Source organism: Amycolatopsis taiwanensis DSM 45107, from assembly GCF_000519205.1.
GTDB lineage: Bacteria > Actinomycetota > Actinomycetes > Mycobacteriales > Pseudonocardiaceae > Amycolatopsis_E > Amycolatopsis_E taiwanensis.
The window spans coordinates 69,838-95,007 of sequence record NZ_JAFB01000025.1; the positions used below are offsets into that span (position 1 = coordinate 69,838).

Here is a 25,170-nt window from a genome sequence, read left to right on the forward strand (position 1 = left end):
ATCCGGCTGCTTCTTGGGTCTTGACGAGCGGCCCGCGTTCATTACATCCTTTCCTTATTGCAAACTAGATTTCATATTATGAAATCTTCTCTGTCTCCCGTCCTAGCGAGTAGAGGTGGTTGCGGTGCGGCTCGGAAAACGTCTCGGTACGGCGTTGGCGCTGGCCGGCCTGGTGGGGCTGACAACGACGGCGTGCTTCGGCACGACCGGAAACTCCGCATCCGGCGGAGCGCAGTCCGTGGTTTTCTCCAACACCGGTGGGGCGCTGGCGGAGGTGTTCAAGCAGAACGCCTACGCCGACCTCGCCACCAACGGGATCACCGTGTCCGAGGAGTCGCCGAACAACGAGGCGAAGCTGACCGCGATGGTCCAGGGCGGAAAGCCCACGTGGGACGTCTTCTACGCCACCCCGTACACCGCGATCGGCAAGTGCGGGAAGCTCTTCGAGAAGATCGACTACAGCAAGATCGACACGTCCGGGCTCGACAAGTCGCAGATGTCCGACTGTGGCGTGCCGGTGCTGAACTCCTACTTCGTGCTCGTCTACAACAAGGACAAGTACGGCGCGAACCCGCCGACGAGCTGGGCCGATTTTTACGACCCCGCGAAGTTCCCCGGCACGCGCGGCATCATGAACTACCCCAAGGATGCCGGCATGGAGACGGCGTTGCTGGCCAGCGGCGTGCCCGCGGACAAGCTCTACCCGCTGGACTACGACCGGGCCTTCGCGACCCTGGACAAGATCCGGCCGAACCTCAAGTTCTACGACACCGGGGCACAACAGACCCAGGCCCTGCAGTCGGGTGAGATCGACATGATGCTGGCCTGGCCGGGCCGGGCCTATGACGCCGCCAAGAGCGGTGCGAACCTCGGCGTGGTGTTCAACCAGCCGCTCAAGTACTTCGACGTGGTGACGATCGTCAAAGGAGCCCAGCATCAGGACCAGGCGTACGCCCTGATCAACGCGCTGATCGGGCAGAAGAACCAGCAGGCCGTTGTCGACCACATCCCCTACGGCCCGGTCACCTCGCAGGCACATCAGACGAACAACGCGGACATCGATGCCTTCGTCTCGAACGATACGAAGGCCAAGGGCACCACCGTCATCCGCGACAACGCGTGGTGGGCGGAAAACCTCGACGAAGCCACGCAGCGCTGGACCAAGTGGGTCAACGGATGAGGATCATCGGGTATCCGGACCGCTTTTCCGTGCGCCCCGGGCAGACGCTCGGTTTCCGGTTGAGTTCCGAGCACCCCGAACTCCGGCCGGAGATCGTCCGCCTGCGGCAGCCCGGCTCGCCGCGGCATGCGACACCGCTGGTGGAGGAGCCGGTGAAGGCCGACCTGCCCGAGTCGCTGGCAGGACGGTGCCAGCACACCACGTCAGGCTCCTACGCCGATGCCCGCGTGAACGGCGAACTCGACGAACTCGGGCTGGGCGTGTGGTTTCAGCCGACGCTGCCGGGACCGGACCCGCGCCCGCTGGTCGCCGTGGGGGCGCTGGTGCTCGAGGTTTCGGCTCGCGGAATCCTTGTCCGGACCGGCGAGCGGGTCATGGCCGGGTTGACGACGCGGATCGAGGAGCGCAACTGGGCGTTCGTGGCCGCGACCGTCGACCGGTCCGGAGCCGTAGGGCTGTCCCTGCACCGGCCAGGACTCCCGGTGCTCTCCACGTCGGCGCGGTCCGAACCGTTCCACCTGGACCGGCCCAGGCTGCTGCTCGGCAGCGACGGGAGGTTCACCGGCGGGCTCGGGCACACGTTCAACGGCAAGCTCGCCCGGCCGGTCCTCGCGGCGACGGCTTGGCCGGAGAGCACGACCGTCGCGCTCGCGGCCGGGGCCGACCCGCTGAACCTGCTTCCCGCAGCCACCGTCAGCGCGCTCGACCTGGCCGCCGACCCCGGCGGTACCCGGGTTCCCGACCGCGGCGGCCTCACCGCCGGGGCGCAACTCCGGCAGTTGCCGGGGCGGGGCGTGCCGGGCCCGTTCTGGACCGGAGCGGAGACCGACTTCCGCCGGGCGCCGGCGGAGTTCGACGCGCTGCACCTGCACGACGACGATCTCGCCGACGCCGGGTGGGAAACCGATCTCGAATGGACGGTCCCAGCGGAGCTGCCCACCGGCGCGTACGCGCTGAAAGTCACCGCGGGCGAGGACGTCGACCGCATCCCGTTCGTGGTCACCCCGGCCTCGCACGACGCTCCCGTCCTGGTTGTGTTGCCGACCTGGACCTACCTGGCATACGCGAACTGGCGCACCTACGCCGAGTACGAGGAGGAGCGGGTCGCCCTCTACGGCGAGCGCCGCGGCATCGACGAGCGCGATCGATGGCTGGCCGAGCATCCTGAACTCGGCCGCTCGCTGTACGACGTCCACACCGATGGCAGCGGCGTGTTCTACTCGACCAGCCTGCGCCCGATCCTCAACCTCCGCCCCGACTACTTCACGCCGACCACCCGAGGATTCCGGCACTTCGCCCAGGATCTGCAGCTCCTCGCGTGGCTCGACGACCGCGGCGAGCGCTACGCGGTCGTCACCGACGACGAGGTGGAACGCGAGGGAAGCGCACTACTCCGCCACTACCGCGTCGTGATCACCGGCTCCCATCCCGAGTACTGCTCGGCCGGCATGCTCGACTCCTACCTCGCCTACACCTTCGCCGGCGGGCGCCTGATGTACCTGGGCGGCAACGGTTTCTACCAGGTCACCGCCCGGCACCCCGGGCACCCCAGCGCGATCGAGATCCGGCGTGGCCATGCCGGCGTCGCGACCTGGGTCTCCGATCCCGGAGAGCAGCACCTGTCCGCGACCGGCGAACCCGGTGGGCTCTGGCGGCTGCGCGGGCGGGCACCCAACGTCCTGGCCGGCGTCGGGTTCACCGCCCAGGGGCACGACAAGGCCGGCGGCTACGTCCGCAGCGAAGCGAGCACCGATCCCGCCGTGGCGTGGGTCTTCGACGGGATCGGCGCGGGTGCGGGCGAAGTGTTCGGCGACGAGGGACCCGGCCTCGGCGGCGCCGCGGGCGACGAGCTCGACCGGGCCGACGTCACCCTGGGCACTCCGCCCGACGCGGTCGTCCTCGCCTCCTCGGTGGGCCATTCGGAGAGAATCGCGCTTGTTCCCGAGGAAATCGACCACGGATATGCCACGCCACCGCCGGGTGTTCACCCGAAGGTCCGCGCCGACATCGTGCTGTTGGGCCGGCCCGGGGGCGGGGCCGTCTTCTCGGTGGGTTCCATCGCCTGGTCCACCGCCATGACGCACCAGGGTGGCGACAACGACACCGCACGGATGACGGCGAACGTGCTGAACCGCTTCCGGGACGCCACCGGTTCCATCTTCGAGACCACCGACTGACGACACGATCGGAGACCGACATTGCCTGTCAAGGCCGCTCCATCGCGAAAGCACCAGCTCAACCAACTCGCAGAGCGGGCGAACTTCGTGCGTACCGAGACGGTGCGTCTCACTCGGATAGCCGGCGCAGGCCACTACAGCGCCGTGTTTTCCTGCGCTGAGCTGTTCGCCGTGCTGTACTACGCGCAACTCCGGCTGGACCCGGCCCGGCCGGACTGGCCCGAGCGCGACCGGTTCGTACTGAGCAAGGGACACGCGGCCATCGGCCTCTACCCCGTGCTCGCGGACCTCGGCTACTTCGACAAGTCCGAATTGGACACTTATACCCGGCTGGGCAGCCCCTTCGGCGACCATCCCGACATGAAGCGCATCCCGGGCATCGACTTCTCGTCCGGATCGCTGGGCCACGGGCTGTCGGTGTCCGTGGGGATGGCGCTGGCCGGCCGAATGTCCGAACTGGACTATCGCACCTACTGCCTGCTCGGTGACGGCGAGCTCGCCGAGGGGCAGATCTGGGAGGCCGCGATGTCCGCCGGCCACTTCGGACTCGGCAACCTGGTTGCCATCGTCGACGCCAACCAACTCGGCATCGACGGGTTCGTCCGGGACATCATGCCGGCCGAGCCGATCGACGAGCGGTTCTCGGCCTTTGGCTGGCAGACCCATCGGGTCGACGGCCACGACATCGGCGCCCTGCTGGACCTGTTCGCGGCACTGCCCGATCCCGGTGGGTCGCGGCCACAGCTGATCGTCGCCGACACGATCAAGGGCAAGGGGGTCGCGCGGATGGAGCTGAGTCCGGACTGGCATGTCGGCAACCTCGTGGGAGCCGACTACGACGACGTCATGGCCGAACTGGGCAGCGGGAGCACACATGGCAACTGACACTCAGGATCAGTCCGAGATCTTCAACGGCACGGCGAACGTCGGCCTCAAGGACACCCGCTCGGTCGATGGCACCGACACCCGGACGATCCCGGCGTTCGTGTTCGGCGAAGAACTGGCCGACCTCGCCGAACACGACCCACGGATCGTCGTACTCACCGCGGACCTGGGTCGGTCCAACCGGGCCCTGGACTTCGCGGCCCGGCACCCCACCCGGTTCGTCAACGTCGGCATAGCCGAAAAGAACATGATCACGATCGCCGCGGGCATGGCCTCCTGCGGGTACGTGCCGTTCGCGGCCACCTTCGGCTCGTTCGCCGCGCTGCTGTGCGCCGAGCAGATCCGCACCGACTGCGCCTACCCGGACCTGCCGGTCCGCGTCGTCGGACACCACTCCGGCATGTCGATGGGGTTCTACGGCACCAGCCACCACAGCCTCGAGGACCTCGGGATGATGCGGACCATCGCCGACCTGACGGTGGTCTGCGCGACCGATGCCAACCACCTGCGGGCGCTGTTACGCCTGTCGCTGAACCACCCCGGCGCGATGTATCTGCGGCTGGGCCGGGGGCGCGACCCCGAGGTCTACGCCGCGGTACCCGAGCTGATCCTGGGGCGTGCGGAAACCGTCCGGGACGGGTCCGACCTCACGATCATCGCCACCGGATCGGAAGTGCACCCGGCCGTGCAGGCGGCGGAAATCCTTGCCGCACAAGGGATCTCGTCCCGGGTCGTCGACATGTGGACCATATCGCCGCTCGACCGGGCAGCCGTGCTCGACGCGGCGGAATCCACCGGCGCCGTCCTCACCGTCGAAGAGGGCAACGTGACCGGCGGTCTCGGCACCGCCGTCGCGGAGATCCTCCTCGAAGCCGGAGCCCGGGTCCCGTTCCGCCGCCACGGGGTTCCCGACGAGCACGTGCCCGTCGGGCCGCCCGCCGCGCTCTACGCCCATTACCGGCTCGACGCGCCCGGCATCGCCGAGGTCGCCCACGAACTGCTCACCTCGACCAAGGGAAAGCAAGCATGACCACAGCCCCCGCAGCCGCGCTCGGAACCAGGGAGCTCGCCCTGCGCGAACGCGCGCGCAGAGTCATTCCCGGCGGCATGTACGGCCATATGCGCGTCGAAGCGTTCAGCCGGGCCCACCCGCAGTTCATGGTCTCCGGCAACGGATGCCGGGTCACCGACGCGGACGGACGCGAGTACATCGACCTCATGTGCGGCTGGGGTCCGATCGTCCTCGGTCACCGGCACCCGGCGGTCACCGCGGCGATCCTGGACCAGTTCGAACGCGGCGACTGCCTGGACGGAACCAGCCCCGTCGCGGTCGACTACGCCGAGCTGTTGGTGGACACCGTTCCGTCCGCGGACTGGGCCATGTTCTGCAAGAACGGCACCGATGCGACGACCATGTGCGTCACCACCGCGCGGGCGGCCACTGGCAGACGGAAGGTTCTGGTCGCGACCGGGGCCTATCACGGCGCGGTGCCCTGGTGCGCGTTGCGGGGCAAGGGCGTGACCGCCGAGGACCAGGCTCACCTGATCCACTTCGAGTACAACGACCTGGCTTCGGCCGAGGCGGCCGCGGCCGAAGCCGGCGACGACCTCGCCGCCATCCTTGTCTGCCCCATGCGCCATGACATTCGCCGCGACCAGGAACTGGCCGATCCCGCGTTCGCTCGTGGGCTGCGCGCGCTGGCCGATCGCACCGGCGCCGTCCTGATCCTCGACGACGTCCGTTGTGGACTGCGACTGGACCTGCGCGGAAGCTGGGAGCCACTCGGCGTCCGGCCAGACCTCACGGCCTGGTCGAAAGCCTTGGCCAACGGGCAGCCGCTCGGCGCCGTCACCGGAACCGAGGCGCTCCGCGATGCCGCACGCTCGATCTACGTGACCGGATCCTTCTGGTACGCGGCCGTTCCCCTGGCGGCCGGGCTGGCCACCTTGCGGGAACTCCGCAAGGGCCAGGCCCTGCCCGCGATGGCACGGACCGGCAGCCGGCTTCGGGACGGGCTAGCCGCCCAGGCTGCCGCACACGGGTTCGAGATCCGCCAGACCGGGCCGGTGCAGATGCCGGTCCTGTACTTCGCCGAAGATTCCGACATCAGCCTGGGTACCGCCTGGGCCGAAGCCGCTGTCACCCGAGGCGTGTACTTGCACCCCTGGCACAACTGGTTCCTGTCGGCCGCACACACCGATGCCGACATCGATGACATCCTCGACCGCACCGACGACGCGTTCGCTGCCGTGCGACGCCTCCCCCACTGACTCAAGACCGACAGCGCTGGTGCTGCTCGATGCCGAACTGCGCTGACCAGCGTGGGCCACGGCACCGGATCGGCGGTTTCGCCGATTCGGTGCGGGGCCCTGACACAGCCTAGTGTGGGAGGGCGTCGACGATTGCCCGCAAGGTTCGCTCGTAGCCGCTGGGATCGGTCTCGAAACTGGACAGGATCACGGTGTAGGCACCCTTGCCGTTGATCACCACGGCCTCGCCCGCGATGTCCTTGACCGCCAGGTACCCGGTCTTGCCCAGATCCTGCACCCTGGTGTAGGTCTCCTCTGCCAGTTTGCGCTGGTAGTCATAGGTGACTTGCCCCGCATCCGCCGAGGACATGGTGATGGTAACGCTGGCTACCCCGTTGCCGTCTCCGAAAAGGCAGTTCCCCTCGTCCTTCATGCGCTGTCCGACCAGGCTGGAGACCTGCGCCTCGGTGAATGGGCAGCCAGGGACCCCCGGCAAGCCTCCGGCGGAACCGGCTTCCCCGACGGTATCGATGCTGTTACCGGTTGCCGGCGAGACGTCATCGGTGGCGGAGCCGGAACTCCCACAACCGGTCAAGACGGCCAGGCCCAACGACAACGCGATGGCCAGTGAGTAACGCATGGAGATTCTCCCTCGAGTGTGACAGGAAAGCGACGAGCCGCGTAATTTTCCCGCTATGTCGGCGATGTCACGGAGTTCGTTACCGTGTCGGAGACAGGTCTGCCCGTTCCGGCCGCCGATCGGGCAACACTCGAGTGCGGGTATCAGTGAAGTCGGCTGTGGTCGATCGATGTGGCTTGATGCTGTTGGGTGTGTCGGAGATCGATGCGATCAGGAGTCGCTGTCCTCGGTCTGGTTTCCCGAGGCCCAGACCATCTGCACCAACTCCGCGCGGCTGCGCACCCCGGTCTTGGCGAACATGCGCTTGACATGCTGGCGGACCGTGTGCGTGCTGATGAACGCGCGCTCCGCGATCTGCTTGGTCGTCCAGCCCTGCGCCACCAGCTCGGCGATCTCTTGTTCCCGCCTGGACAGCACGTTCCACGCGGGGAGGCGCTTTCCCTCCTGTCTGCCTGCCTTGAACACGACGGTGACCGCCGCGTCGTGGTTCTCGGGCAGGCGGAACGACTTGACGATCAGCCGTTCCGCGATCGGCGTGCCGGGCACGCTCGTAGTGTGCACCCGCCTGCCGTGCACCCGGAATTCCTCCAGCGCCTCGGCGATACCGTCGTGGACGTGCTCCGGCCCGTCTGCCGGCTGGTCGTCCGTGGTCAACGACAGGTTCCGCGCCGCCCGGTTGCTGTACAACTGCCGGCCGTCGAGATCGCTGACGACGACCGGCTCGGGCACCTGATCGAGTGTGCGCTCAAGCATGGTCACCCGATGGCCGGTCAGCTCGAATCGCAGTGCGCGCTCGGCGGCGAGGCCCAACTGCTCGCTGGCGAACCGGACCGCCGCCAGATCCGCCGGCTTGAAGGAGTGGTGCGCCGAACCACGGGCGAAGTTGATCGTGCCGAACAGGGCGCCGGAGACAAGCACCGGTGCTTCCATCGAATGGCAATAACCGCCTACTTCGAGCGCCGCCCTGGCCCCGCAAGATCGCCACCGGTCGTGGCCCACCTGGGAGGAGTCGATCGGCTTCCGCTCGCGGACGACGAAATCGAGCACCGGATCGTCATTACGGCCGTAGTCCTCGTAGTCGCCCAGGAAGTCCTCGGCCACGGACGCTCGCACGTCGAGTACATCGCGCCCGTCCTTGTCCACCCGGTAGAGCCCGAGCCCTCCGGCTGAAATCACCTCGCCGGCAACGCTCATGAAGGCGTCGCTGACTTCATTCAAGGTGAGCGCCGATTGCAGGGCACCGGCATATCGGCTCCGCGCTTCGCCGGTCGCATTCATGATCCACCCTCGTGCGCACGGACCAGCAGGGCCGCCATGACGACCCCCCTCACAACAGGAGCACGCATTGAAACCTCCTGATTTTGTTGTGCGGGCACGAAGCTTCAGTGATCGGTGGCGCGCTGCACGCACAACGTGTCTCGCGGCGGACGTCACCGGTGTGAACCGTTCTGGTCGGCAAGTATGAACAAGAATGTGCGCGAGAACGAGTCATGTGCCGCTATTCGGCACACGGAAATTGATTTGTAACACTTGGTGGTGGCCGACTACCAGGCGACGCCTTCAAGGGCCCCTGACCGCGGAGCGGGCCTGCTCGATCGCGGCCCACACCCGGTCCGGGGTCAGCGGCATGTCCAGATCCCGCACGCCGATCGGCCGCAGCGCGTCGAGCACCGCGTTGACCACCGCAGGCGTCGAACCGATCGCTCCGCTCTCGCCGATTCCCTTGACCCCCAGGAGGTTGACCGGTGTCGGCGAGCAGACGTTCGCCGTCCGCACCGCCGGGAGCCGGCGCGCGGTCGGCATGGCGTAGTCCATCAGCGACGAGGTGAGGGGCTGGCCGTCCGCGGCATAGACCACGCGCTCGTACAGCGCCTGCGCCACGCCTTGTGCCACCCCGCCGTGCACCTGTCCCTCCGCGATCAAGGGGTTGATGACCGTCCCGCAGTCATCAACCGCGACGAACGCGGTGATCTCCACCTTGCCGGTGTCCGGATCGACCTCGGCCACGCACGCGTGCGTTCCCGACGAGAACGTGTAGTTCGGCGGATCGAAGTACGCCGTCGCGTCGAGCCCGGGCTCTTCACCGTCGTCGAGCGGCTTCATCAACATCAGGGCCTTCTGCGCGACCTCCGCGAACGACATCCTGGTCGCGGGCGCTCCCCGCACCTGATAACCACCCGCTACCACTTCGATCTCCGCCACCGACGATTCCAGCAGCGACGCGACCCGGCGCTTTGCCTTGTCGACGACCTTCCGGCAGGCCATCGCCACCGCGGTGCCCGCGACGGCGGCGCTGCGCGATCCGAACGTGCCGAAGCCGAACGGCGAAGTCTCCGTGTCGCCGTAGACGATCGTGATGTCGTCGTACGGGATCCGCAGCGCGTCGGCGGCGATCTGCGCGAAGGTCGTCTCGTGCCCCTGCCCGTGCCCGCAGGTGCCCAGCGAGATCGCCACCTTGCCGGTCGGATGGACCTTGATCTGGGCGCTCTCCCACAGCCCCGGTGAGCCTTCCATCGGCGCGATCGCCGACGGCGTCACGCCTCCGATCTCCACATAGGACGCGACACCGACGCCGATCAGCCTGCCGTCGTCGCCTTGTTGCAGCTGCCGGACCTTGTCGTAGCCGATCTCGTCGAGCGCGACCTGCAGCGCCTTGGCGTAGTCACCGCTGTCGTAGTCCAGCCCGGTGGGCGTATGCCACGGCATCTCTTCGGCTCGGACGTAGTTGCGCCGCCGCACCTCCACCGGATCGAGTCCGAGTTCGGCGGCGACCTCATCGACCAGCCGCTCGGTGTAGTACGTCGCCTCGGGCCGCCCGGCGCCGCGGTAGGGACCGGTCGGCGTGGTGTTGGTGAACACGCCGACCATCTCGACGTCGATGCTGCTCATCCGGTAGCTCTGCGGTAGCAGCGGCCCGGTGCGGCCGCTGATCGTGCCGTAGCTGTTCGGGTAGAGATAGGCGCCCATGTTGCCGAGGACGCGACCGCGGATGGCGCTGATGACGCCTTCGTCGTCGAACGCGACCTCCAACTCGGCGACCTGGTCGCGGCCGTGCGTGGTGGCGAGGAGATGTTCGGTGCGCTCCTCCACCCACTTGACCGGCCGGCCGAGCAGCTTGGCGGCGAACGCCACCACGACCTCGTCGGGGTACATCGGTTCCTTGGCGCCGAACGCCCCGCCCACATCACCCGCACCCACCCGGATCCGGTGCTCCGGCAAGCCGAGAACCTGGCCGAACATCAGCCGGGAGTGATGCGGCCGCTGCGTGCTGATCCAGACGTCCAGGATCTCCTGGTGCGTGTCGTACGAGGCGAGTACGCCGCGCGGCTCCAGCACCATCGGATGGACCCGGTGGTTGACCAGCCGCCGGTGCAACCGGTGTGGGGCCGAGGCGAAGGCCGCCTCGGCGTCGCCGCCGGCATACCGCGTCCGGAACGGAACGTTGCCCGGGAATCCCTCGTGCAGTTCGGGCGCGCCGTCCGCGATCGCGTCCTCGACCAGCACCGTCGCCTCCAGTTGCCGGTAGGACACCGCCACGGCTTCCGCGCCGTCGGCCGCCGCGTCCGGCGTTTCCGCCACCACCACGGCGAGCGGCTCACCGACCCACCGGACGACAGCCCCGGCGAGCGGCCTCAGCTCCGGTAATGGTGCGGGCGGCGCCGACTGCCCGGGCAGCTCGGCGCCGGGCTCGGGTGGCCGGCGGATCCATGGGATTGGCCGGATCGACTCGTCCAGGTCCGTCGCGGTGAGTACCCGGACCACTCCGGGAACCTCCAAAGCCGGCCTCACGTCGATGTCCAGCACCTCCGCGTGGGCGTAGGAGCTGCGCACGAAATGTGCGTGCAACTGGCCCGGCAGGTTCCGGTCGTCGAGGTAGCGACCACGGCCGGTGAGGAAACGCGGATCCTCGCGCCGCGGGATCGCCTTGCCGACGTATGTCTCTTCCCCGTCCGGCCGCGTCATATCCTGCCTCCGTCGGTATTCAGCACAACGCCCGTGACCACGCGGGCCTGGATGGGATCGGCCAGATACACGTACGCGGGCGCATGGTCGTGCGGCGCCGGCACCACGCGGAGCACGTTGCCCGTGCGGATCCGGTCGTCCCGGCCCGCCACCTGGTCGGCCGTCTGCCGCTGGCCGAGAGACGCGAGTCCGCCGAACCTGGTCCCGGAGGTACCTCCCGGCGCGACCCCGTTGACCCGCACTTCCGGTGCGAGGTCAGTCGCCAGATGAGCCACCACGCCCCGCAGCGCCCACTTGGAGCTGCCGTACAACACACCGCCGCCGACGGGATGGAAGGCCGACTCGGACAGAGTGAGCGTCACGGACCCGCCGCGCTCGCGCAGAGCGGGATATGCGACGTCGACCGCGAGCAGCGCGCTCAGCACATTGACGCGCCACACCTCTTCCGCCGCGGCGGCGAGCTCCGTCGGCGTCAGGTCACGGACGGACACGTAGTAATCGAAGACACCGACACAGCACGTCAGATGGTCAAGACCGCCGGCGACGACAACCGCCTCGGCCAGGGCATCGGCGTCTGTCGCGTCGCCGACGACCACCGATACCGCATCCGGATGTTCGCGCGCGAGTTCCGCGGCGTTGTCCGCGGACCGCTCCAGCACCGTCACCCGCGCGCCCTCGGCCACATACGCATCGACCACGCCACGCCCCACGCCCGAGCCGCCGCCGGTGACGAGCGCGGAGAGTCCATTCAGGCGGGACGTCACGGTCCGGGTCTCCGCTCGAGCAGCTCGGAGAAGGTCTCCTTGGGCTGATAGCTGAGGCAGTCCAGTTCCACGGCGTCGAGTTGCACCCGCGTGCCCCGGCGCGGCGACCAGATGTCGAGCCGGACGCCGTTGCGCGTCCGTACCTTGGATACGACCACGTCAGCGAACTCGTTGGAAATCATGACGGGCCCATTCGTCCCGCCCTCGGCCGGTATCGTGCCCAGCAACGCCCCTTCATCGGGCCAGGAACCCACTTCGAACCGGCCGGCACCCTCGCCGCTGTCCATGATCACTCCTGTGCTGATCAGATGAAGACGGACATGTTGTGCGCATTGATCACCGCCTGGTCGATCGCGGCCCAGCGGTGGACGATCAGCCAGCTGTCTCCGTCCCGCCGCAGCAGGTCCTTGCGCTGCGCGGAGAAGATGCTCGGAATGGGGTCATCGCCGCGGCTGCGGTAAAGTAGACAGTTGGAATGCACCCGGAACTCGTCGGGGATTGCCGTCGGCTCCACCACGATGTTGGTGATGAAGTGCCGCGTTCGCGACGGCGGTTGCTCCGCCCAGGCGAAGTCGGTCTCCAGGCGCTCCACTCGGAATTCGAGCGTGCGTTTGTTGTCGTCGAACACGCGTGAGGTGGGCGACAGTTCCCATTCGGCGAGCTTCTCTCGCGTGACCCGCACCGGGATCTCGTAACGCGCGTCCTCGGCGAAGGCACCCAGCCAGTCCCGGAACCGGCGCTCGTCCAAGGCCATGGACTCCAGGTAGAGGAAGTCGCGAATGGACTCCCGCGTGCGGGCGTCGGCCGTCTTGATGCGCAGGGACACCGTACTCACTCCCCCGCCGTCATGTACCGGGCCCACGTGGACCAAAGGTTGCGGAAGTTGTCGTCCGTCACGTACGGCTCGACGGCATGGCCCGGCCCGGGGAAATCGGCGAGCGGTTCGCGTCCCAGCCCCATCAGGTACGGAAACTCGACCTGCCGGGCCACCGTGCTGCCCGCCATCCTGGTGACCTTCGTCCAGTTCTCGAAATCGTCCTGCTCGAAGGTGCCCGCCTGCCCGAACGCGAGCGTGTAGGCCTGGTATGCCGCCTCCTTGTACTCCGCGGGCGCTTCCGTGGGCACCAGGCACCACGACCACATTTCCATCCGGCCAGGGCCGATCGGGTGGTAAAGCCGCATCGTGCAGAACCGGACCCCGGGTTCACCCGGCTCCAGGCTGAGCGGCTGGATCAAGAACGACAGGTTCGGAAACACCGAGCCGACCGCGGTTCTGGTCTTCGAGAACAACTCCAGTTGCTCCGGCGACAGGCTCTGCCGCATCTGCGCGACGAGGTCGTCGGGGTAGCCGAAGAACGGCGGCATACCCGGCGTGTGCCCCAGGCCGATGCCGTGCCCCTTGCCGGGAATGTGCACCGCCCAGCCCTTGCTGTGGGTGGCTCCCGAGGACGGGAAATAGCCGAGATGGAATCCGAACTGGTGCGTGACCGGGGTGTGGTATCCGTCGCCGGAGAAGTTCTCCGTGCAGATCTTCCAGTCGGTCTCGGCCACCCAGTGGTCCGGGGGCCCGTGCACCTCACTGCCGCCCAGCCCCTGCTTGAGGTAGATGTCCAGGTAGAACTGGAAACCGCCGAGATAGTCGGCGAGGCTCTCGGCATCCGGATCCAGCGTGCCGAAGATCAGCCCGCCGTAGGTGCCGATCCGGATCTTGACCAGTCCCCACTCCTTGCGGTCGAGTTTCGCCTCGTACGCCTCGCTGAAGTACGGGACGCCGATCAGCTCGCCGGAGTTCCGGTAGATCCAACCGTGGTAGGAGCACCGGAAGTGGGAGGCATTGCCCATTTCGGACTTGCACATCATGTTGCCACGGTGCCGGCACATGTTGAGGTGGGCGTGGATCCCGCCCTGCTCGTCCCGGGCCACGATGATGTTGTTGTTCGCGATGGAGCGGGTCACGTAGTCGCCGGGCCGGGCGATCTCCGACTCGTGCGCGAGAAAGCACCAGGCCTTGCCGAAGACCTTCTCGATCTCGAGTTCGTAGACCTCGCGATCGTTGAAGATGCGCGCCGGCACGCGGCCCGCGGGCACCCGGTCGGCCATCTCTTCCAGCATCGCCCGCACGCTGGGGCTCACCGTCGGTGAACCCACGGTCATTCCTTCACCGTGTGGGTCCGCCCCAGCCGGTCGGCGACCTCCTTGACCACCTGCTGGTAGCGGGCGATGTGGTCCAGGGTGCCGCGCACATGCTGTTCCGGCACGAGGTCCTCGGTATAGGGCGGGCGGCACTTACCGACGTGGATATAGCCCGCCTCGTTCACGCGGATCTTTTCGAGCGGGACGTTGTATTTCGAGAACTCCATGAAGTCCTGGCCGACGAGGAACGGCTCATGGGCCCAGCGCAGACGCTCGGTGAGCCACTTCGCGTCGTCGATCCGGCCGCCGCGCAACGCGTCCCGCAACGCCAGCACCGGCGCCGGGCCGCAGGCGGTGGTCGAGGACCAGGCCATCCCGACGAGATCCTCGCCGTACATCTCCCAGGCGGGCAACCAGTCGGTCTCGATCGGCATCAGCGGGAAATGCGTGCCGGTATGCGCCATGTCGTTGTGGTAGCGGAACCCGACCGACGCGCCACCGGCGTACTTCACGGCGACGACCTGAGGCAGCTCCACCAACGTCCGATAGACACTGCGCGGGATGACCCCGCCGAAGGCGGCCGTGTTGTCGTAAACGACGATCGCCAGTTCGGGCACTGCCTCGGCCACGTCACGGTAGAACCGCTCCATGACCGGGCCGACCATGAAGCCCCACATCGGCCTGCCCAGCAGCGTGCCGGTGATACCGAGGTCGGCGAGATAGCGCATACGCGAAACGGTGTCACGGGTGTTGAGCGTCGTGGTTCCGATGAACACCGGGAAGTCCGGGGCGACGGACTTGACGGTCTCCGCCACGCACGCCGCGAAGCTCTTCCATTCGTCCAGGGTGAGCGTCGCGCACTCGCCGAGAGTGCCGTTGAGCGCGATCGCGTCCACTCCGTCGGCGATCAGCGTGCGGACCATCCGCTCGGTCTCGGCGAGATCCACCGTGTCGGTGGCGTCCACCCGTTCGGCACCCGGCAGCGCCGGAGTCGGCGGGTACGCCATGACGCCGCGCATATCGCGGCCGGTGACTTTGGGGAGCTTACTCATGTGCTCGGTCCTTTGCCGTCGGAAAGGGAACTTTCACAGCCGGGCAGCCGCTACCGCGGTGCCGGTCAGCCATTCGGGAACGGGTTCGTACGCCAGGGTTTCGAAGGGGGTGCCCGCGGCGCCGGCCGCCACCAGCCAGGTCCGGATCTCGTGCGCCCCGTTGCCGGCCGCGTCGATCTCGTCCGGCGTGTAGCTGGTGAGGCGGGTGGAGTCGCCGGTTTCCATCCGGTCGAGGAAGTCCCGGTCGAACTCCTCGTTGATCGTGCCGGACTCGGGCATGCCCACCCAGTGCGACAGGCCGCCCGTACCGAGCACGACCACGCGGCGCGCGTCCCGCTGCGCCTCGACCGCGGCGCGGATCATGCGGCCGAAGTCGTAGCAGCGGCGGGCGGTGGGCCACGGCGGGTTGACGCCGTTGACGATCACCGGCACCAGTGGCAGCCGGGATCCGGGGTCGAGGTGTTTGAGCGGCACGCAGAAGTTCTCGTCGAACGCGAGCCCACCGGCCACGAGCGCGGGGTCGAAACCGGACTCGAGGGCGAAGGAGTACACGTGTTCGCCGAGCCCGGCGTTCCCCGGGTACCAGTGCTGCTCCACGTTGAGGAACGCGCCCATTTCCGCGGTCACCGGGCCGAGGTAGGAATCGGCCGTCGAAACGGCGAACGCGGGCAGGTTGTTCAAGAAGAAGTTGGTGAAATGCTCCACCGACACGACGATCGCCGCGTCCGGCTCGAGTTCCTCGATCCGTCGCCGCACCCGTGCGAACGCGCCTTCCACGGCCCGCCGCCGGGCAGGTTCCGCGCGTTCCGGAAACCCGGTGATGCCCGGCGAATGGGACGCGGTGAACACGCCGACGATCTTTCCCAGGTCTTTTTCCACCTAGCTCGCCTCCCCGCGTAGGCGGGCGTAATAGTCGGCCCGGTCCACACCGATCTGGAGGGCACAGAAATAGAGGAGATACGGATTCGCCCCGCGCTCGTAGAGGGTCTTGAAGTCAAGGGACCTCATCGCGGCACGCTCCGCGCCCTCAATTCCGTACTCGTCCAGCACAGCGTCCGCCTCCGCGCGGAACCGCTCGGCGAGCGCCGGGTCCTTACGCACGTCCCAGAGGAGCTTTTGCAGCGCGTACATGCGATTCACCGCCGACGGCCGAGCCGGCCGAGCACGAACGCCAGCGCCAGCGCCACCAGGCCGCCGGCTACCGCCGCGGCCCGTGAGGCCAGCAGCGGCCGCACCATGGCGAGGTGATCGAGCGACTCGCCGGCCGGGCCGGCGGGAGCGGGGGCGGCCACCGGTTCGGGCGGCAACTCCGGCGCAGGCTCACCGCCGTTTCGCATCTCGACGGACAAACGGTCCGCGAACTGGCCGATGAGGTCGCCGGCGACCTCGTTCACCAGGCCACGCCCGAACTGTCCCGCACGGCCGGTCAACGCGAGTTCGGTGTCGAGCGCCACGAGCGTGCCGGCACCGTTGTGCTCCAGTGCCGCCGTCACGTTCGCCTCGGCGGTGCCCGAACCGCGGAATTCCTTGCCCACGCCGGAAAGGACCAGCCGCCGGGCCGTCTCGTCCCGTTCCGTGATCCGGACATCGCCGAGATAGGCCATGCGCAGCGGGCCCACCTTGAGCATCACGCGACCCGAGAACTCGTCGCCGTCCACACGGTCGAGCGTCGCGCCGGGCAGGCAGCGCGCGACGCGCGGCACGTCGAGCAGCGTGTGCCACGCCTGCTCAGGCGGGACGGGCAGGGTGAACTCGTGATGCAGCCGCATGAGCCAACCTTCGCTGAGCTGAACCCTTGTCGGAATTCGAACCTATAAAGGCGGGCAGCGTGTTCGCGTGGCCTCTTTGAGGCAATTCGGGTGAACCCGCATCGCCTCAACCGTCCGTGACCGTGATGGCCTTGGCCGGGCAGGTGCGAGCCGCGTTCTCGACCTCGGCACGTTGCTCGTCCGACGGGCTCGGCTGGAGCACCGTCGCTTTGCCTGCCGACTCGTCGAGATCGAATACCGTCGGCGCCTCCATCATGCAGCAGGCGTATCCCTGACACGCCGCCAGATCGACCGTCACTTTCAGCGGCATCGCGGTGCCTCCTCAGCATTCAAAGTCCCGCTCAGTGGTCGGAATCCAGATGTGGCAACGCCGGCTCCACGGTCGCGAGCCGTGCCGCGCGTGGCGTGTTCCGGCTGCGCAAAGCTCTGACCTGCCCGTCCGTGATGACCGCCGTGATGCCGGGGATGTCGCCGATCGCGAGCGCACCGAGCGCGTCACCGGCGGTCGAGCCCCATGAGGCGTCGAGCACCACGAGGTCGGCGGCGGCGCCCGCCCGGACGAAACCGGCGCGCAGATCCCAAATCCGCGCGTTGTTGCCGGTCGCCATCGCCCAGACCACCGCGGGGTCGGTCCCGGACAGCGAGGACAGCTCGGCCACGGTCTTGATCACGCCCAGCGGCATCACACCGGTACCGGTGGGCGTGTCCGAGCCGATCACGATCCGGTGCAGCCGGCCCAGCTCGCGCGCCCTCCGGAGAATGCGCAGCGACGAGCGGAGATTGCCCGCCTGCACCAGTTGCAGCGCCATGTCGGTGTGCTCGATGACGACGTCGACACCCGGCTCGTCCAGCGAGGTGGGACCGCCGTTGATATGCCCGCACACGTCCGGCCTGAGAGTGAGCAGATGCTCGGGCGTGATCGGCTTGCTGCCGGGGATGCTCGCCCCGCCCGAATGGCACATCACCGTGATCCCGTACTGCTGCGCCCACCGTACCTGTGGCACACCATCGGCGGGATCGGCGTAGGCACCGAACCCGAACTTCGCCAACCGCACCCCGGCGCGCTGTAGCTCAGCGAAGTCGTCCTCCCGCAGCGCGGGCTCGAGCACCACCGCGCCCGCGTGTACTCGCATGCCACCCGGGCGGAAGTTGTCGAAGCACTCCTTCGCGGCGATCGCCAGTGCCTTGACCCCGGACGCGGTGTGCGGCCGTCCCGGCGCGTGGATCTCGCCGGGTGACACCACGCTGGTGATGCCGCCATGCACGTAGCTCGCGAGGAAATCGACGGTCTTCTGGCGCGGCGTGTAGTCGCCGAGCACGACGTGGCAGTGGGAATCGATGAGGCCTGGCGCGACCGTCGCGCCCTGGGCGTCCACCACCGTGGCGGACGACGCGATCTCGCCGGCCAGGTCGGCACGACGGCCGACGGCGGTGATCGCGCCGTCCCGGCAGATCACGGTGTCGGCCTCCGGGACCACCGGGGCCGTGATGTCGCCGGAAAGCACCGTGGCCGCGCCGACGACCGCGAGGCCGCTCATGCCCGTTCGTCCTTGGCCTCGTCGACCGTCATACCGCCCACCCGGGCGTTGAGGCGGCCGCGATTGGCCACGGCGGCGATCACGACCAGCTCACCGGGCAGTGGAGCGTCCGGGATCCGCACCTCCAGCGCGTCGTAGTGACTGCGCACCCAGAGCTCGTCCTTGTAGGCCAGCGGTACGTCGATCACCGAGCCGGGTCCGGCGACCTTCGTCGCCGAGGTGATCCAGGCCTTGCCGCCACCGATGGCGTCGCGGAAGGCGTTGCCGAACACCGAGGTCAGGGCCGCGTTGACATGCTCCTGTTCACCGTCGATGCCGGCGAGGCCGCCCTTGCCGTAGCTCTCCACGGGACCGCCGAGTAAGCGTGTCGCCTCGCTGCCGAGCCACGTGCCGATTTTGCGCGAAGCTTCGACGATCGGCCCGAGATCGGCGACAAAGCCCTTGCCTGCGAAGGGATTGGCGACGATCGCGCAGACCGCGACCTTGCGCAGTGGTACCCCGTCCGCCGGCCGGCCCGCGGCCTGCCGGACCTCCTCGACCTGCGAGAAGGTCTTGCGCACGGTCAGTTCCGAGCCGCTCATCGCTCCCCTCCAGCTTGATCGACCATCTGATTGACCAGTTCCGCGATACCCAGCCGGACCGCGGTCCGTGGATCCAGTCCCGACGCGGTCGAGATGAACGACTTGATGGTCCGCACCACGTCGGGATCCAACGCCGCCAGCTCGGCGGTCAGCTTCGCCACCGTGGTGTCCAGCGTTTCGTCGTCGACGACCCGGGACACCAGCCCGAGACGCTGCGCCTCGAGCGCGTCCACTTCGCGTCCGGTCAGTAACAGGTCGAGCAGGGCGGTCCGACCGAGCCGGTGCGTGAAATAGGACGCCACCACGGTGGGCGCGATGCGCTGGGGCACCTCGGGGAAGGCGAACCGCGCCGAACGTGCGGCCACGACGAGGTCGCATCGGCCGGCCAGGCTGGCGCCCGCACCCAGCGCGCGGCCGTGCACCACGGCGACCGTCGCTCCGGGGAAGTCCTCGACGAGCTCGTTCGCGGCTTGCACGCGGGCGAACTCGGCGTTGAGGACGGCCGGTGTCGGCGGCCCGGCCAGTTCGGGCCCTTGCCTGCCAAGGCTGAAGTCCGCTCCGTCGCCGCGCAGCACCAGCACCCGCGAACCGTCGGCCTGCGCCTCGCGAACGGCACCCGCCAGTGCCAGCAAGAGTTCGCCGTTGAGTTTGTTGCCCGCATCCACCCGGCTGAGCACGCAGGTCGTGACACGGTCCTCAGTGGACACCCGAAGTACGTTGCTACTCATGCCTTATCCTCCGCGAGTTTGCGCGCGACCGCGATCGTGTCGACAGGGCGCTCCTGACGAACCCGAGTCACCCCACCTTGATTGCCGCGGCTTGCCACAGGGCTACTCATGCCACCCACCTCTGCCCGGCCCGGGTCGCGGCGACACGCAACGCTCGCCGTGTCGCGACACGCAGCAACTGCAAGCGGTATGCGGCGGGGGCGTGCAGGTCGTCCAAGGGCCGCACCCCCTCGGTCACGGCTTCGGTCGCCTCCTCCAGCGCGGATCCGGATGTCGGCACACCGATCAAGGTCTCCTCCAAGGTTGTGAGCCGCCGCGGGGCCGAACTGACCCCGGTCATCGCGACACGAGCCTGTGTGACGTGGCCATTGGCGACCGTGAGCACCGCCGCGACGCCGCACAACGCCAGGTGGCTGGCGGGTTGCTCGTGCTTGTCGTAGGCCGCGCCCGAGCCCGCCGGCGGTGCCGGGACGTTGACACTCGTGAGGACCTCGTCCTCGGCAAGGTCGGTGGTATAGAGGCCGGTGAGAAAACGGTCGAGCGCCACGTCCCGCTCCCCGCCCGGCCCGCGGAGCCGAACATGCGCGTTCAATGCCAGCAACATCGCCGGCAGGTCCGCGGTCGGATCACCGTGGGCGAGGGCTCCGCCGATCGTGCCGCGCGCCCGCACCTGCGGATCGGCGATCACGTCGAGCGTCTCGTCCACCCCGGGCAGCCACGCGAGCGCCGCCGGGCTGTGCCGCAACTCGCGGTAGGTCGTCATCGCGCCGAGCCGGACGCCGTCCGCGCTCCGCCATTGCCCGCGCAGTTCGCCCGCGCCGGCCAAGTCCACCAGGACGCCCGGCGTGGCCAGCCGCAGCTTCATCAACGGGAGCAGGCTTTGGCCGCCGGCGAGCAACTTGACGTCTCCCGCATACTTTTCCAGCGCTGCGTGCACCTCGTCCAGACCGCCCGGGCGAAGGTAGCGAAACTCAGCGGGATACACCGGTGGCCTCCGTCTTCCCGCCGCGCGCTGCCTGCAGCGCGGCGGCGACGATGTTCTGGTATCCGGTACAGCGGCACAGGTTTCCGTCGAGGCCGTGCCGAACCTCGTCCTCCGTCGGGCTCGGGTTGTCGCGCAGCAGCTGGCGGACCGCCATCACCATGCCGGGCGTGCAGAAACCGCATTGCAGCGCATGCTTGTCCCGGAACGCTTGCTGGACATTGTCGAGCATGGTGCCGGCACCGGCGACGTCCTCGATCGTGCGCACCGCATGCCCCGACGCCTGCGCGGCCAGCACGGTGCACGACTTGACGGCGATCCCGTCGAGTTCCACGGTGCACGCGCCGCATTGGGTCGTGTCGCATCCCACGTGCGTGCCGGTGAGCCCGAGCCGGTCCCGGAGCAGGTGCACGAGCAACATCCGCGCCGGCACGTCGCACCTGTGCCGTTGGCCGTTGACCTCCACATCGACCGTCACCGTCGCGCCGGCCTCACCCATCGCGCCTCCGCAACCGATCCGCCCACGGGCGCCGCCCGAGGTACCCGAACACGGCCAGCGTAGAAATCGAGCCGCCGTGCTTTCGTGCCCCCAATGAGTCATTTCGTGGCGCGGCGAAGGCCAGCGCCCCGGACTCAAGGGTTGCTCGGACGCAGCCGGGATCAGGCCGCCAAGGAGGATGAGGGTGGCCCACCATGACAGCTGCCTGCCGAGAAGACCTCCGGTAGCCGGCTTCAGGTAATGCGGTGTCCCGAAACCACGCGAGCGTTCGCCAACGACCCCGAGGTCCTGCTCATGGATGAGCCGTTCTCGGCGCTCGACGAGCAGAACAGGACGTTGCTGCAGGCGGAGCTGCTGCGGATCTGGGACGAGACCCGAAAAACGGTCGTCTTCATCATGCGAGCGCCGGGCGTCCCAGCGCGACGTCCGGGTCGTAGTCGTAGATCCATCCGTTTGCGACAAGGGGATCGTTCTGGGCGAAGAACGGGAACATGGGATGTGCGGCATCGCCGAGGAGCGTCGTACCGCCTTCGGACCAGTGCGACAGCGGGGCCCGGTCAAGAAGTGCCCACCGGCCGGGCGTCCCGCCGGCGCGGATCAGGTCCACCAGCCGACCGTCCCATTCGGCGAACTCGGCGAGGAACTCCTCCACCGTCGCGGTCGCGGTCCACGACTCCATCGTGTAGTCGCCGGCCGGAGCAAAGGCGACGAGGTTGACCTGCTCGCCCGACGACACCGGATAGTGGACGAGGTGGTGGCCCGGGCCGATCCACAGCGTCTGGGCGGGACGCCGCGCGAAGCCCGGCGCCTCCTCCGCTGGGACGAGGGCCCGAAAGGCACAGAGGCCCGAGTACGTCGCCGGCGTCGCCCCGAACAGCGCACCGCGCACAACGGAGTGAACCCCGTCGGCGCCGATGACGACGTCGGCCTCCACCGCCTGCCGGTCGGCGAAGCGCAGCCGCGGCCTGGCGCCGGGCTCCACCGCGACACACTTGTGCCCCAGCACGATGTTCTCCGGCGGGACCAGCGCCTCGATGACCCGGAGCAGGTCCGCCCGGTGGGCCGTGTAGGTCTGCTCGCCGTAGCGGCGCTCGCAGGCGTCGGCCAGATTCTCCGCTGACAGCACGGTCCCGTCCTGCCAGCGGCGGAATTCCCAGCCGGTGTCGAGTTGCACGGCGCGCTCACGCAGGGCATCGAGGACACCGAGCTTACGCAGCTGGCGCGCCGCGTTCGGTGCGACCACCAGGCCCGCGCCCACCTCGCCGAGCCTGGAGGCCTGCTCGTAGACCGTGCTGTCGAATCCCTCGCGCCGAAGGAACGCCGCGGCGGCGAGACCACCGATGCCGCCGCCGACGATCGCGATCCTCGGCAGTCCGGTGCGTCGTGTCATCCTCGAACTCCTCCGGTTCTCGGTCCCCGATCCGATGGGTCGTTTCCCTGCCGATTGTTGTCGTCCCCGGATCAAGCCAGGTCTGCTTTTCATGCTGCACGTCCCGGATCGGCTGGGAGGGATGATGACTCATTGAACGAACATCCGGCGTGGGCGAAGAGGAATACCGGGAAGCGAGGGTGGCGTGTTGCGGACCAGCGAACCGGGGCGGAGCGTGAGCTCCCGCCTGCTCGACCTTTTGTTCTCCTTCGGACCCGGCGAGACCGAGCCGCCCTGGTCATCTGCCGCCTCTGTCATGGGTACCGGACCTGCTAACGCGACAGTTGCCGCCGGCTGAAACCGGCGATGTTCTGGTAGCCCTCGGTCAACGCCAGGATCTCCTCACGACTGATCACATCGGCGATATCGTCGAACGGCCGGTCGCCGGTGCGCTCGTGCACCTCACGCAGCAGCGTGTCCGGCGGGTTGGTGCGATTGGTCAGCACCACCTGTGCGGTGGCAGCCAGCCTGCGCCGCTCGTATTCGGCGAGCGCGGCCACCGGATCACCGATGCCGGCCAGGCAGGCGGCGAGCTCGTGCGCGTCCAGAATGGCCTGTGCCGCACCGTTGGAGCCACGCGGCACCATCGGGTGCGCCGCATCGCCGAGCAGGGTGATCCGGCCCCGGGTCCAGAAATCGAGCGGGTCCTGATCCACCATCGGGTATTCGAGGACCTGGTCGGCGGCGGTGATCAGGGCGGGGACGTCCAGCCAGTCGAAGTGCCAGTCGGCGAACGGTTCGAGGAAGTCCTCGAGGTGTCCCTTCCTGTTCCAGTCGCGCTGGTGCCGCATCGGGGCCTCGATCTCGGCCACCCAGTTCACGAGCTGCCGTCCCTGCGCGTCGACCCGGTCGCGAATCGGGTAGATCACCATCTTGCCGTGGGAGAGCCATCCCGCCCGCACCATGCTTGCGCCGGTCAGGAACGGCTGCCAGACCGTCACGCCACGCCACATCATGTAACCGGTGTAATTCGGCACCGCGGCGTCGGCGTGGAACTGCTGTCGCACCGCGGAGTGCACCCCGTCCGCAGCGATCACCGCGTCCGCGCGGTACACCGTCGACGTGCCGTCGGAATGTACACATCGGACTTCCGCTCGCCGATCGTCCTGTGTGACCGAGACGGCCCGATGATCGAGAAGGACTGCATCCGCACCGAGCCGCTCGCGCACAGCGGACAGCAACACCTGCTGCAGATCGCCGCGGTGGATCGAGAACTGCGGCCAGTCGTAGCCGCCGAAACGGCCGGTGGCTTCGGAGTAGACGTGCTGTCCGAACCTGGTGAAAAAGGCCGATTCCCGGGTGGTGACCGCGACGTCGGCCAATGCCTGCTCCAGACCAAGGCCGGCGAGCCTGCGGGTCGCGTGCGGCAGCAGGTTGATGCCCACCCCCACCGCGGCGAGCTCCGGTACGGCTTCCAGCACCGTGCAGCCAATTCCCGCGGCGTGTAGCTCCAATGCCAGTGTCAGCCCGCCGATGCCCGCGCCGACGACGATCACGTCGGGTCGAGTCGCCATATCTCCTCCTGATCGAAAACCCCCGCTGAGCGATCAACTGCAGCGCAACATCACCTTCAACGCCGCACCGGACACAAGTCAAGATGTTCGGGGCATGCCGCGAGCGCTCAACTCTCACGCTGGCACTGATTTCGGCACCCTCGTCCGCCGTGCCCGACTCATCGACACTGACCCGTTCTGGGTCACCGTCGGCGCCTAAAGTCGTTGGCGACCACGACTCATAGGGCAGAGAGGCGACCGGTATGACGGGCACTGATGAACTTCCCGAGGCAACGAACTACGACGACTGGACGTGGGTGATCGAGCATCCGTCCGTGTTCGACGATGACGGGCGGATGAGCTTCATCCGTGGTGTCACCCCGGACGAGGTTTTCGCGGCCTACGGTGTGCCGGTTGAGTCGGTGCGCGAGATGACGCTGCTCGAAAGTTGGGGCCACGAGAGTTCCGCCGGTGCCGAGACTGCGTGCCTGCGGGTTGCCGTCAGCGGTGACTGGGTGATCGTAATGGAGCCGATCAGGGCAGGATCGCTGTCCACGGCACCGTTGGACCGATTGGCCGTCGACCACGACTTTGTGACCGTCAACTACGACGAGATGGGTCCGAACCATGCCAGCTGTCAGGCACGCGACGGTCGTGGAGCGGGCTTTCTGCTGGGGCAGTCCTATCACTCCCTGGCCGGCCCGAGCGCCGAGCGCTTCGACGGGTTGATGCGCGAAGCCGGCCTGCTCCCGGTGCCGACACCGTACTCGATACTCGAAGAGGTCGTCCTGGCACTGGCGATGATGGCCAGAGAATTCGGCTTCACCCTGAGCCCAGAGGTCGTTCGAGGCCCTCTGCCAACCGCCCCACTACCCGGATAGACGCCGTCCCGAAGCCTCCGAACACCAATGGGCTGCTGCGCCAGTACTTCCCCAAAGGCACCGACCTTTCCGGCTACACCCAAGCCCAGCTCGACGCGATCGCCGACGAACTCAACGACCGGCCCTGCCAAACCCTCAACTGGCTCAACCCCACCGAAGTCTTCAACGATCTGTTGCTACCAGCCGAAAACGCACTGACCATTTGACCCCAAGCGCCGAGGCAAGA

The 25,170-nt window shown here is 68.1% G+C and carries 25 protein-coding genes and 1 pseudogene; 7 read left to right on the top strand and 19 right to left on the bottom strand.

Annotation, left to right across the window (positions count from 1 at the left end; translation table 11 throughout):
- Window positions 1–124: 124 nt before the first annotated feature.
- From A3CU_RS0120285 to A3CU_RS0120305, 5 genes are all read left to right on the top strand, one after another.
- A complete protein-coding gene (locus A3CU_RS0120285) occupies window positions 125–1,180 on the top strand; it encodes an ABC transporter substrate-binding protein (RefSeq protein ID WP_027943860.1) in 1,056 nt (351 codons plus the stop codon).
- Entirely contained in the window at window positions 1,177–3,357 is a 2,181-nt protein-coding gene (locus A3CU_RS45705; RefSeq protein ID WP_052371900.1) for a N,N-dimethylformamidase beta subunit family domain-containing protein, read from the top strand. Before A3CU_RS0120285 ends, A3CU_RS45705 begins: the two co-directional genes overlap by 4 nt.
- Window positions 3,358–3,444: 87 nt before the next feature.
- Window positions 3,445–4,242 (top strand): transketolase, encoded by a 798-nt coding sequence (locus tag A3CU_RS0120295; protein ID WP_245617227.1) that lies wholly within the window; start codon window positions 3,445–3,447, stop codon window positions 4,240–4,242.
- Window positions 4,232–5,272 (top strand): transketolase family protein, encoded by a 1,041-nt coding sequence (locus tag A3CU_RS0120300; protein ID WP_027943862.1) that lies wholly within the window; start codon window positions 4,232–4,234, stop codon window positions 5,270–5,272. The genes A3CU_RS0120295 and A3CU_RS0120300 overlap by 11 nt, the downstream gene beginning before the upstream one ends.
- Window positions 5,269–6,513: an aminotransferase class III-fold pyridoxal phosphate-dependent enzyme gene (locus A3CU_RS0120305; RefSeq protein WP_027943863.1), complete on the top strand. Its 1,245-nt coding sequence runs from the start codon at window positions 5,269–5,271 to the stop codon at window positions 6,511–6,513. The genes A3CU_RS0120300 and A3CU_RS0120305 overlap by 4 nt, the downstream gene beginning before the upstream one ends.
- Window positions 6,514–6,622: 109 nt before the next feature.
- On the opposite strand, the gene A3CU_RS45710 is transcribed toward A3CU_RS0120305, so the two are convergent.
- The 19 genes from A3CU_RS45710 to A3CU_RS0120400 form a co-directional block, all read right to left on the bottom strand.
- A complete protein-coding gene (locus tag A3CU_RS45710) occupies window positions 6,623–7,132 on the bottom strand; it encodes a hypothetical protein (protein WP_052371901.1) in 510 nt (169 codons plus the stop codon).
- Window positions 7,133–7,342: 210 nt separating this feature from the next.
- Window positions 7,343–8,410: a LuxR C-terminal-related transcriptional regulator gene (locus tag A3CU_RS0120315; protein WP_027943864.1), complete on the bottom strand. Its 1,068-nt coding sequence runs from the start codon at window positions 8,408–8,410 to the stop codon at window positions 7,343–7,345.
- A 282-nt stretch (window positions 8,411–8,692) separates the two neighbouring features.
- Window positions 8,693–11,095 carry a xanthine dehydrogenase family protein molybdopterin-binding subunit gene (locus A3CU_RS0120320; protein WP_043841830.1) on the bottom strand — a complete coding sequence of 801 codons (2,403 nt, stop codon included), beginning with the start codon at window positions 11,093–11,095 and terminating at the stop codon, window positions 8,693–8,695.
- The gene (locus tag A3CU_RS0120325; protein WP_027943866.1) at window positions 11,092–11,859 is read right to left on the bottom strand and encodes an SDR family NAD(P)-dependent oxidoreductase; all 768 of its coding nucleotides are present in this window, start codon (window positions 11,857–11,859) and stop codon (window positions 11,092–11,094) included. Before A3CU_RS0120325 ends, A3CU_RS0120320 begins: the two co-directional genes overlap by 4 nt.
- Entirely contained in the window at window positions 11,856–12,146 is a 291-nt protein-coding gene (locus A3CU_RS53980) for a hypothetical protein (RefSeq protein WP_211246467.1), read from the bottom strand. Before A3CU_RS53980 ends, A3CU_RS0120325 begins: the two co-directional genes overlap by 4 nt.
- Window positions 12,147–12,163: 17 nt before the next feature.
- Window positions 12,164–12,685: a 3-phenylpropionate/cinnamic acid dioxygenase subunit beta gene (locus A3CU_RS0120335; protein WP_027943868.1), complete on the bottom strand. Its 522-nt coding sequence runs from the start codon at window positions 12,683–12,685 to the stop codon at window positions 12,164–12,166.
- A 5-nt stretch (window positions 12,686–12,690) separates the two neighbouring features.
- On the bottom strand, window positions 12,691–14,013 hold the full coding sequence (locus A3CU_RS45715) for an aromatic ring-hydroxylating dioxygenase subunit alpha (protein ID WP_063628859.1): 1,323 nt from the start codon (window positions 14,011–14,013) through the stop codon (window positions 12,691–12,693).
- Window positions 14,010–15,044, bottom strand: coding sequence for a dihydrodipicolinate synthase family protein (locus A3CU_RS0120345; RefSeq protein WP_027943869.1), 1,035 nt, complete (start codon window positions 15,042–15,044; stop codon window positions 14,010–14,012). Before A3CU_RS0120345 ends, A3CU_RS45715 begins: the two co-directional genes overlap by 4 nt.
- A gap of 33 nt (window positions 15,045–15,077) precedes the next feature.
- A complete protein-coding gene (locus A3CU_RS0120350; protein WP_052371903.1) occupies window positions 15,078–15,923 on the bottom strand; it encodes a DODA-type extradiol aromatic ring-opening family dioxygenase in 846 nt (281 codons plus the stop codon).
- On the bottom strand, window positions 15,924–16,175 hold the full coding sequence (locus A3CU_RS45720) for a hypothetical protein (RefSeq protein ID WP_043841832.1): 252 nt from the start codon (window positions 16,173–16,175) through the stop codon (window positions 15,924–15,926).
- 5 nt (window positions 16,176–16,180) lie between these two features.
- A complete protein-coding gene (locus tag A3CU_RS0120360; RefSeq protein WP_027943871.1) occupies window positions 16,181–16,813 on the bottom strand; it encodes an SRPBCC family protein in 633 nt (210 codons plus the stop codon).
- A gap of 106 nt (window positions 16,814–16,919) precedes the next feature.
- A complete protein-coding gene (locus A3CU_RS0120365) occupies window positions 16,920–17,123 on the bottom strand; it encodes a ferredoxin (protein WP_043841834.1) in 204 nt (67 codons plus the stop codon).
- A gap of 31 nt (window positions 17,124–17,154) precedes the next feature.
- Entirely contained in the window at window positions 17,155–18,351 is a 1,197-nt protein-coding gene (locus A3CU_RS0120370) for an amidohydrolase family protein (protein WP_027943873.1), read from the bottom strand.
- Window positions 18,348–18,932, bottom strand: a complete 585-nt coding sequence (locus A3CU_RS0120375; RefSeq protein WP_027943874.1) for an amino acid synthesis family protein — start codon at window positions 18,930–18,932, stop codon at window positions 18,348–18,350. The genes A3CU_RS0120370 and A3CU_RS0120375 overlap by 4 nt, the downstream gene beginning before the upstream one ends.
- Window positions 18,929–19,660 carry an enoyl-CoA hydratase/isomerase family protein gene (locus A3CU_RS45725; protein ID WP_052371904.1) on the bottom strand — a complete coding sequence of 244 codons (732 nt, stop codon included), beginning with the start codon at window positions 19,658–19,660 and terminating at the stop codon, window positions 18,929–18,931. Before A3CU_RS45725 ends, A3CU_RS0120375 begins: the two co-directional genes overlap by 4 nt.
- 106 nt (window positions 19,661–19,766) lie before the next feature.
- Window positions 19,767–20,645: an FAD binding domain-containing protein gene (locus A3CU_RS0120385; RefSeq protein WP_027943875.1), complete on the bottom strand. Its 879-nt coding sequence runs from the start codon at window positions 20,643–20,645 to the stop codon at window positions 19,767–19,769.
- Window positions 20,632–21,120 carry a (2Fe-2S)-binding protein gene (locus tag A3CU_RS0120390; protein WP_027943876.1) on the bottom strand — a complete coding sequence of 163 codons (489 nt, stop codon included), beginning with the start codon at window positions 21,118–21,120 and terminating at the stop codon, window positions 20,632–20,634. The genes A3CU_RS0120385 and A3CU_RS0120390 overlap by 14 nt, the downstream gene beginning before the upstream one ends.
- Before the next feature lie 415 nt (window positions 21,121–21,535).
- Window positions 21,536–22,531 carry an FAD-dependent monooxygenase gene (locus A3CU_RS0120395; RefSeq protein WP_027943877.1) on the bottom strand — a complete coding sequence of 332 codons (996 nt, stop codon included), beginning with the start codon at window positions 22,529–22,531 and terminating at the stop codon, window positions 21,536–21,538.
- 311 nt (window positions 22,532–22,842) lie between these two features.
- Complete coding sequence (locus A3CU_RS0120400; RefSeq protein ID WP_027943878.1) at window positions 22,843–24,084, bottom strand: flavin-dependent oxidoreductase; 1,242 nt, start codon at window positions 24,082–24,084, stop codon at window positions 22,843–22,845.
- Between the two features lie 242 nt (window positions 24,085–24,326).
- On the opposite strand from A3CU_RS0120400, the gene A3CU_RS0120405 reads away from it, so the two are divergent.
- Together A3CU_RS0120405 and A3CU_RS51200 are read left to right on the top strand one after the other, a co-directional pair.
- Window positions 24,327–24,944, top strand: coding sequence for a hypothetical protein (locus tag A3CU_RS0120405; RefSeq protein ID WP_027943879.1), 618 nt, complete (start codon window positions 24,327–24,329; stop codon window positions 24,942–24,944).
- A gap of 20 nt (window positions 24,945–24,964) precedes the next feature.
- Window positions 24,965–25,150, top strand: a pseudogene (locus tag A3CU_RS51200) (transposase); the annotation flags it as partial.
- Between the last annotated feature and the right edge of the window lie 20 nt (window positions 25,151–25,170).

Coding starts and splice junctions, on each gene's coding strand:
- A3CU_RS0120345 (WP_027943869.1), bottom strand. CDS start 15,044: ATGAGTAAGCTCCCCAAAGTCACCGGCCGCGATATGCGCGGCGTCATG.
- A3CU_RS0120375 (WP_027943874.1), bottom strand. CDS start 18,932: ATGAGCGGCTCGGAACTGACCGTGCGCAAGACCTTCTCGCAGGTCGAG.
- A3CU_RS0120305 (WP_027943863.1), top strand. CDS start 5,269: ATGACCACAGCCCCCGCAGCCGCGCTCGGAACCAGGGAGCTCGCCCTG.
- A3CU_RS45725 (WP_052371904.1), bottom strand. CDS start 19,660: ATGAGTAGCAACGTACTTCGGGTGTCCACTGAGGACCGTGTCACGACC.
- A3CU_RS45715 (WP_063628859.1), bottom strand. CDS start 14,013: ATGACCGTGGGTTCACCGACGGTGAGCCCCAGCGTGCGGGCGATGCTG.
- A3CU_RS0120370 (WP_027943873.1), bottom strand. CDS start 18,351: ATGAGCGGCCTCGCGGTCGTCGGCGCGGCCACGGTGCTTTCCGGCGAC.
- A3CU_RS0120360 (WP_027943871.1), bottom strand. CDS start 16,813: ATGCGGCTGCATCACGAGTTCACCCTGCCCGTCCCGCCTGAGCAGGCG.
- A3CU_RS0120395 (WP_027943877.1), bottom strand. CDS start 22,531: ATGACACGACGCACCGGACTGCCGAGGATCGCGATCGTCGGCGGCGGC.
- A3CU_RS45705 (WP_052371900.1), top strand. CDS start 1,177: ATGAGGATCATCGGGTATCCGGACCGCTTTTCCGTGCGCCCCGGGCAG.
- A3CU_RS0120400 (WP_027943878.1), bottom strand. CDS start 24,084: ATGGCGACTCGACCCGACGTGATCGTCGTCGGCGCGGGCATCGGCGGG.
- A3CU_RS45720 (WP_043841832.1), bottom strand. CDS start 16,175: ATGTACGCGCTGCAAAAGCTCCTCTGGGACGTGCGTAAGGACCCGGCG.
- A3CU_RS53980 (WP_211246467.1), bottom strand. CDS start 12,146: ATGGACAGCGGCGAGGGTGCCGGCCGGTTCGAAGTGGGTTCCTGGCCC.
- A3CU_RS0120365 (WP_043841834.1), bottom strand. CDS start 17,123: ATGCCGCTGAAAGTGACGGTCGATCTGGCGGCGTGTCAGGGATACGCC.
- A3CU_RS45710 (WP_052371901.1), bottom strand. CDS start 7,132: ATGCGTTACTCACTGGCCATCGCGTTGTCGTTGGGCCTGGCCGTCTTG.
- A3CU_RS0120300 (WP_027943862.1), top strand. CDS start 4,232: ATGGCAACTGACACTCAGGATCAGTCCGAGATCTTCAACGGCACGGCG.
- A3CU_RS0120405 (WP_027943879.1), top strand. CDS start 24,327: ATGACGGGCACTGATGAACTTCCCGAGGCAACGAACTACGACGACTGG.
- A3CU_RS0120320 (WP_043841830.1), bottom strand. CDS start 11,095: ATGACGCGGCCGGACGGGGAAGAGACATACGTCGGCAAGGCGATCCCG.
- A3CU_RS0120315 (WP_027943864.1), bottom strand. CDS start 8,410: ATGAATGCGACCGGCGAAGCGCGGAGCCGATATGCCGGTGCCCTGCAA.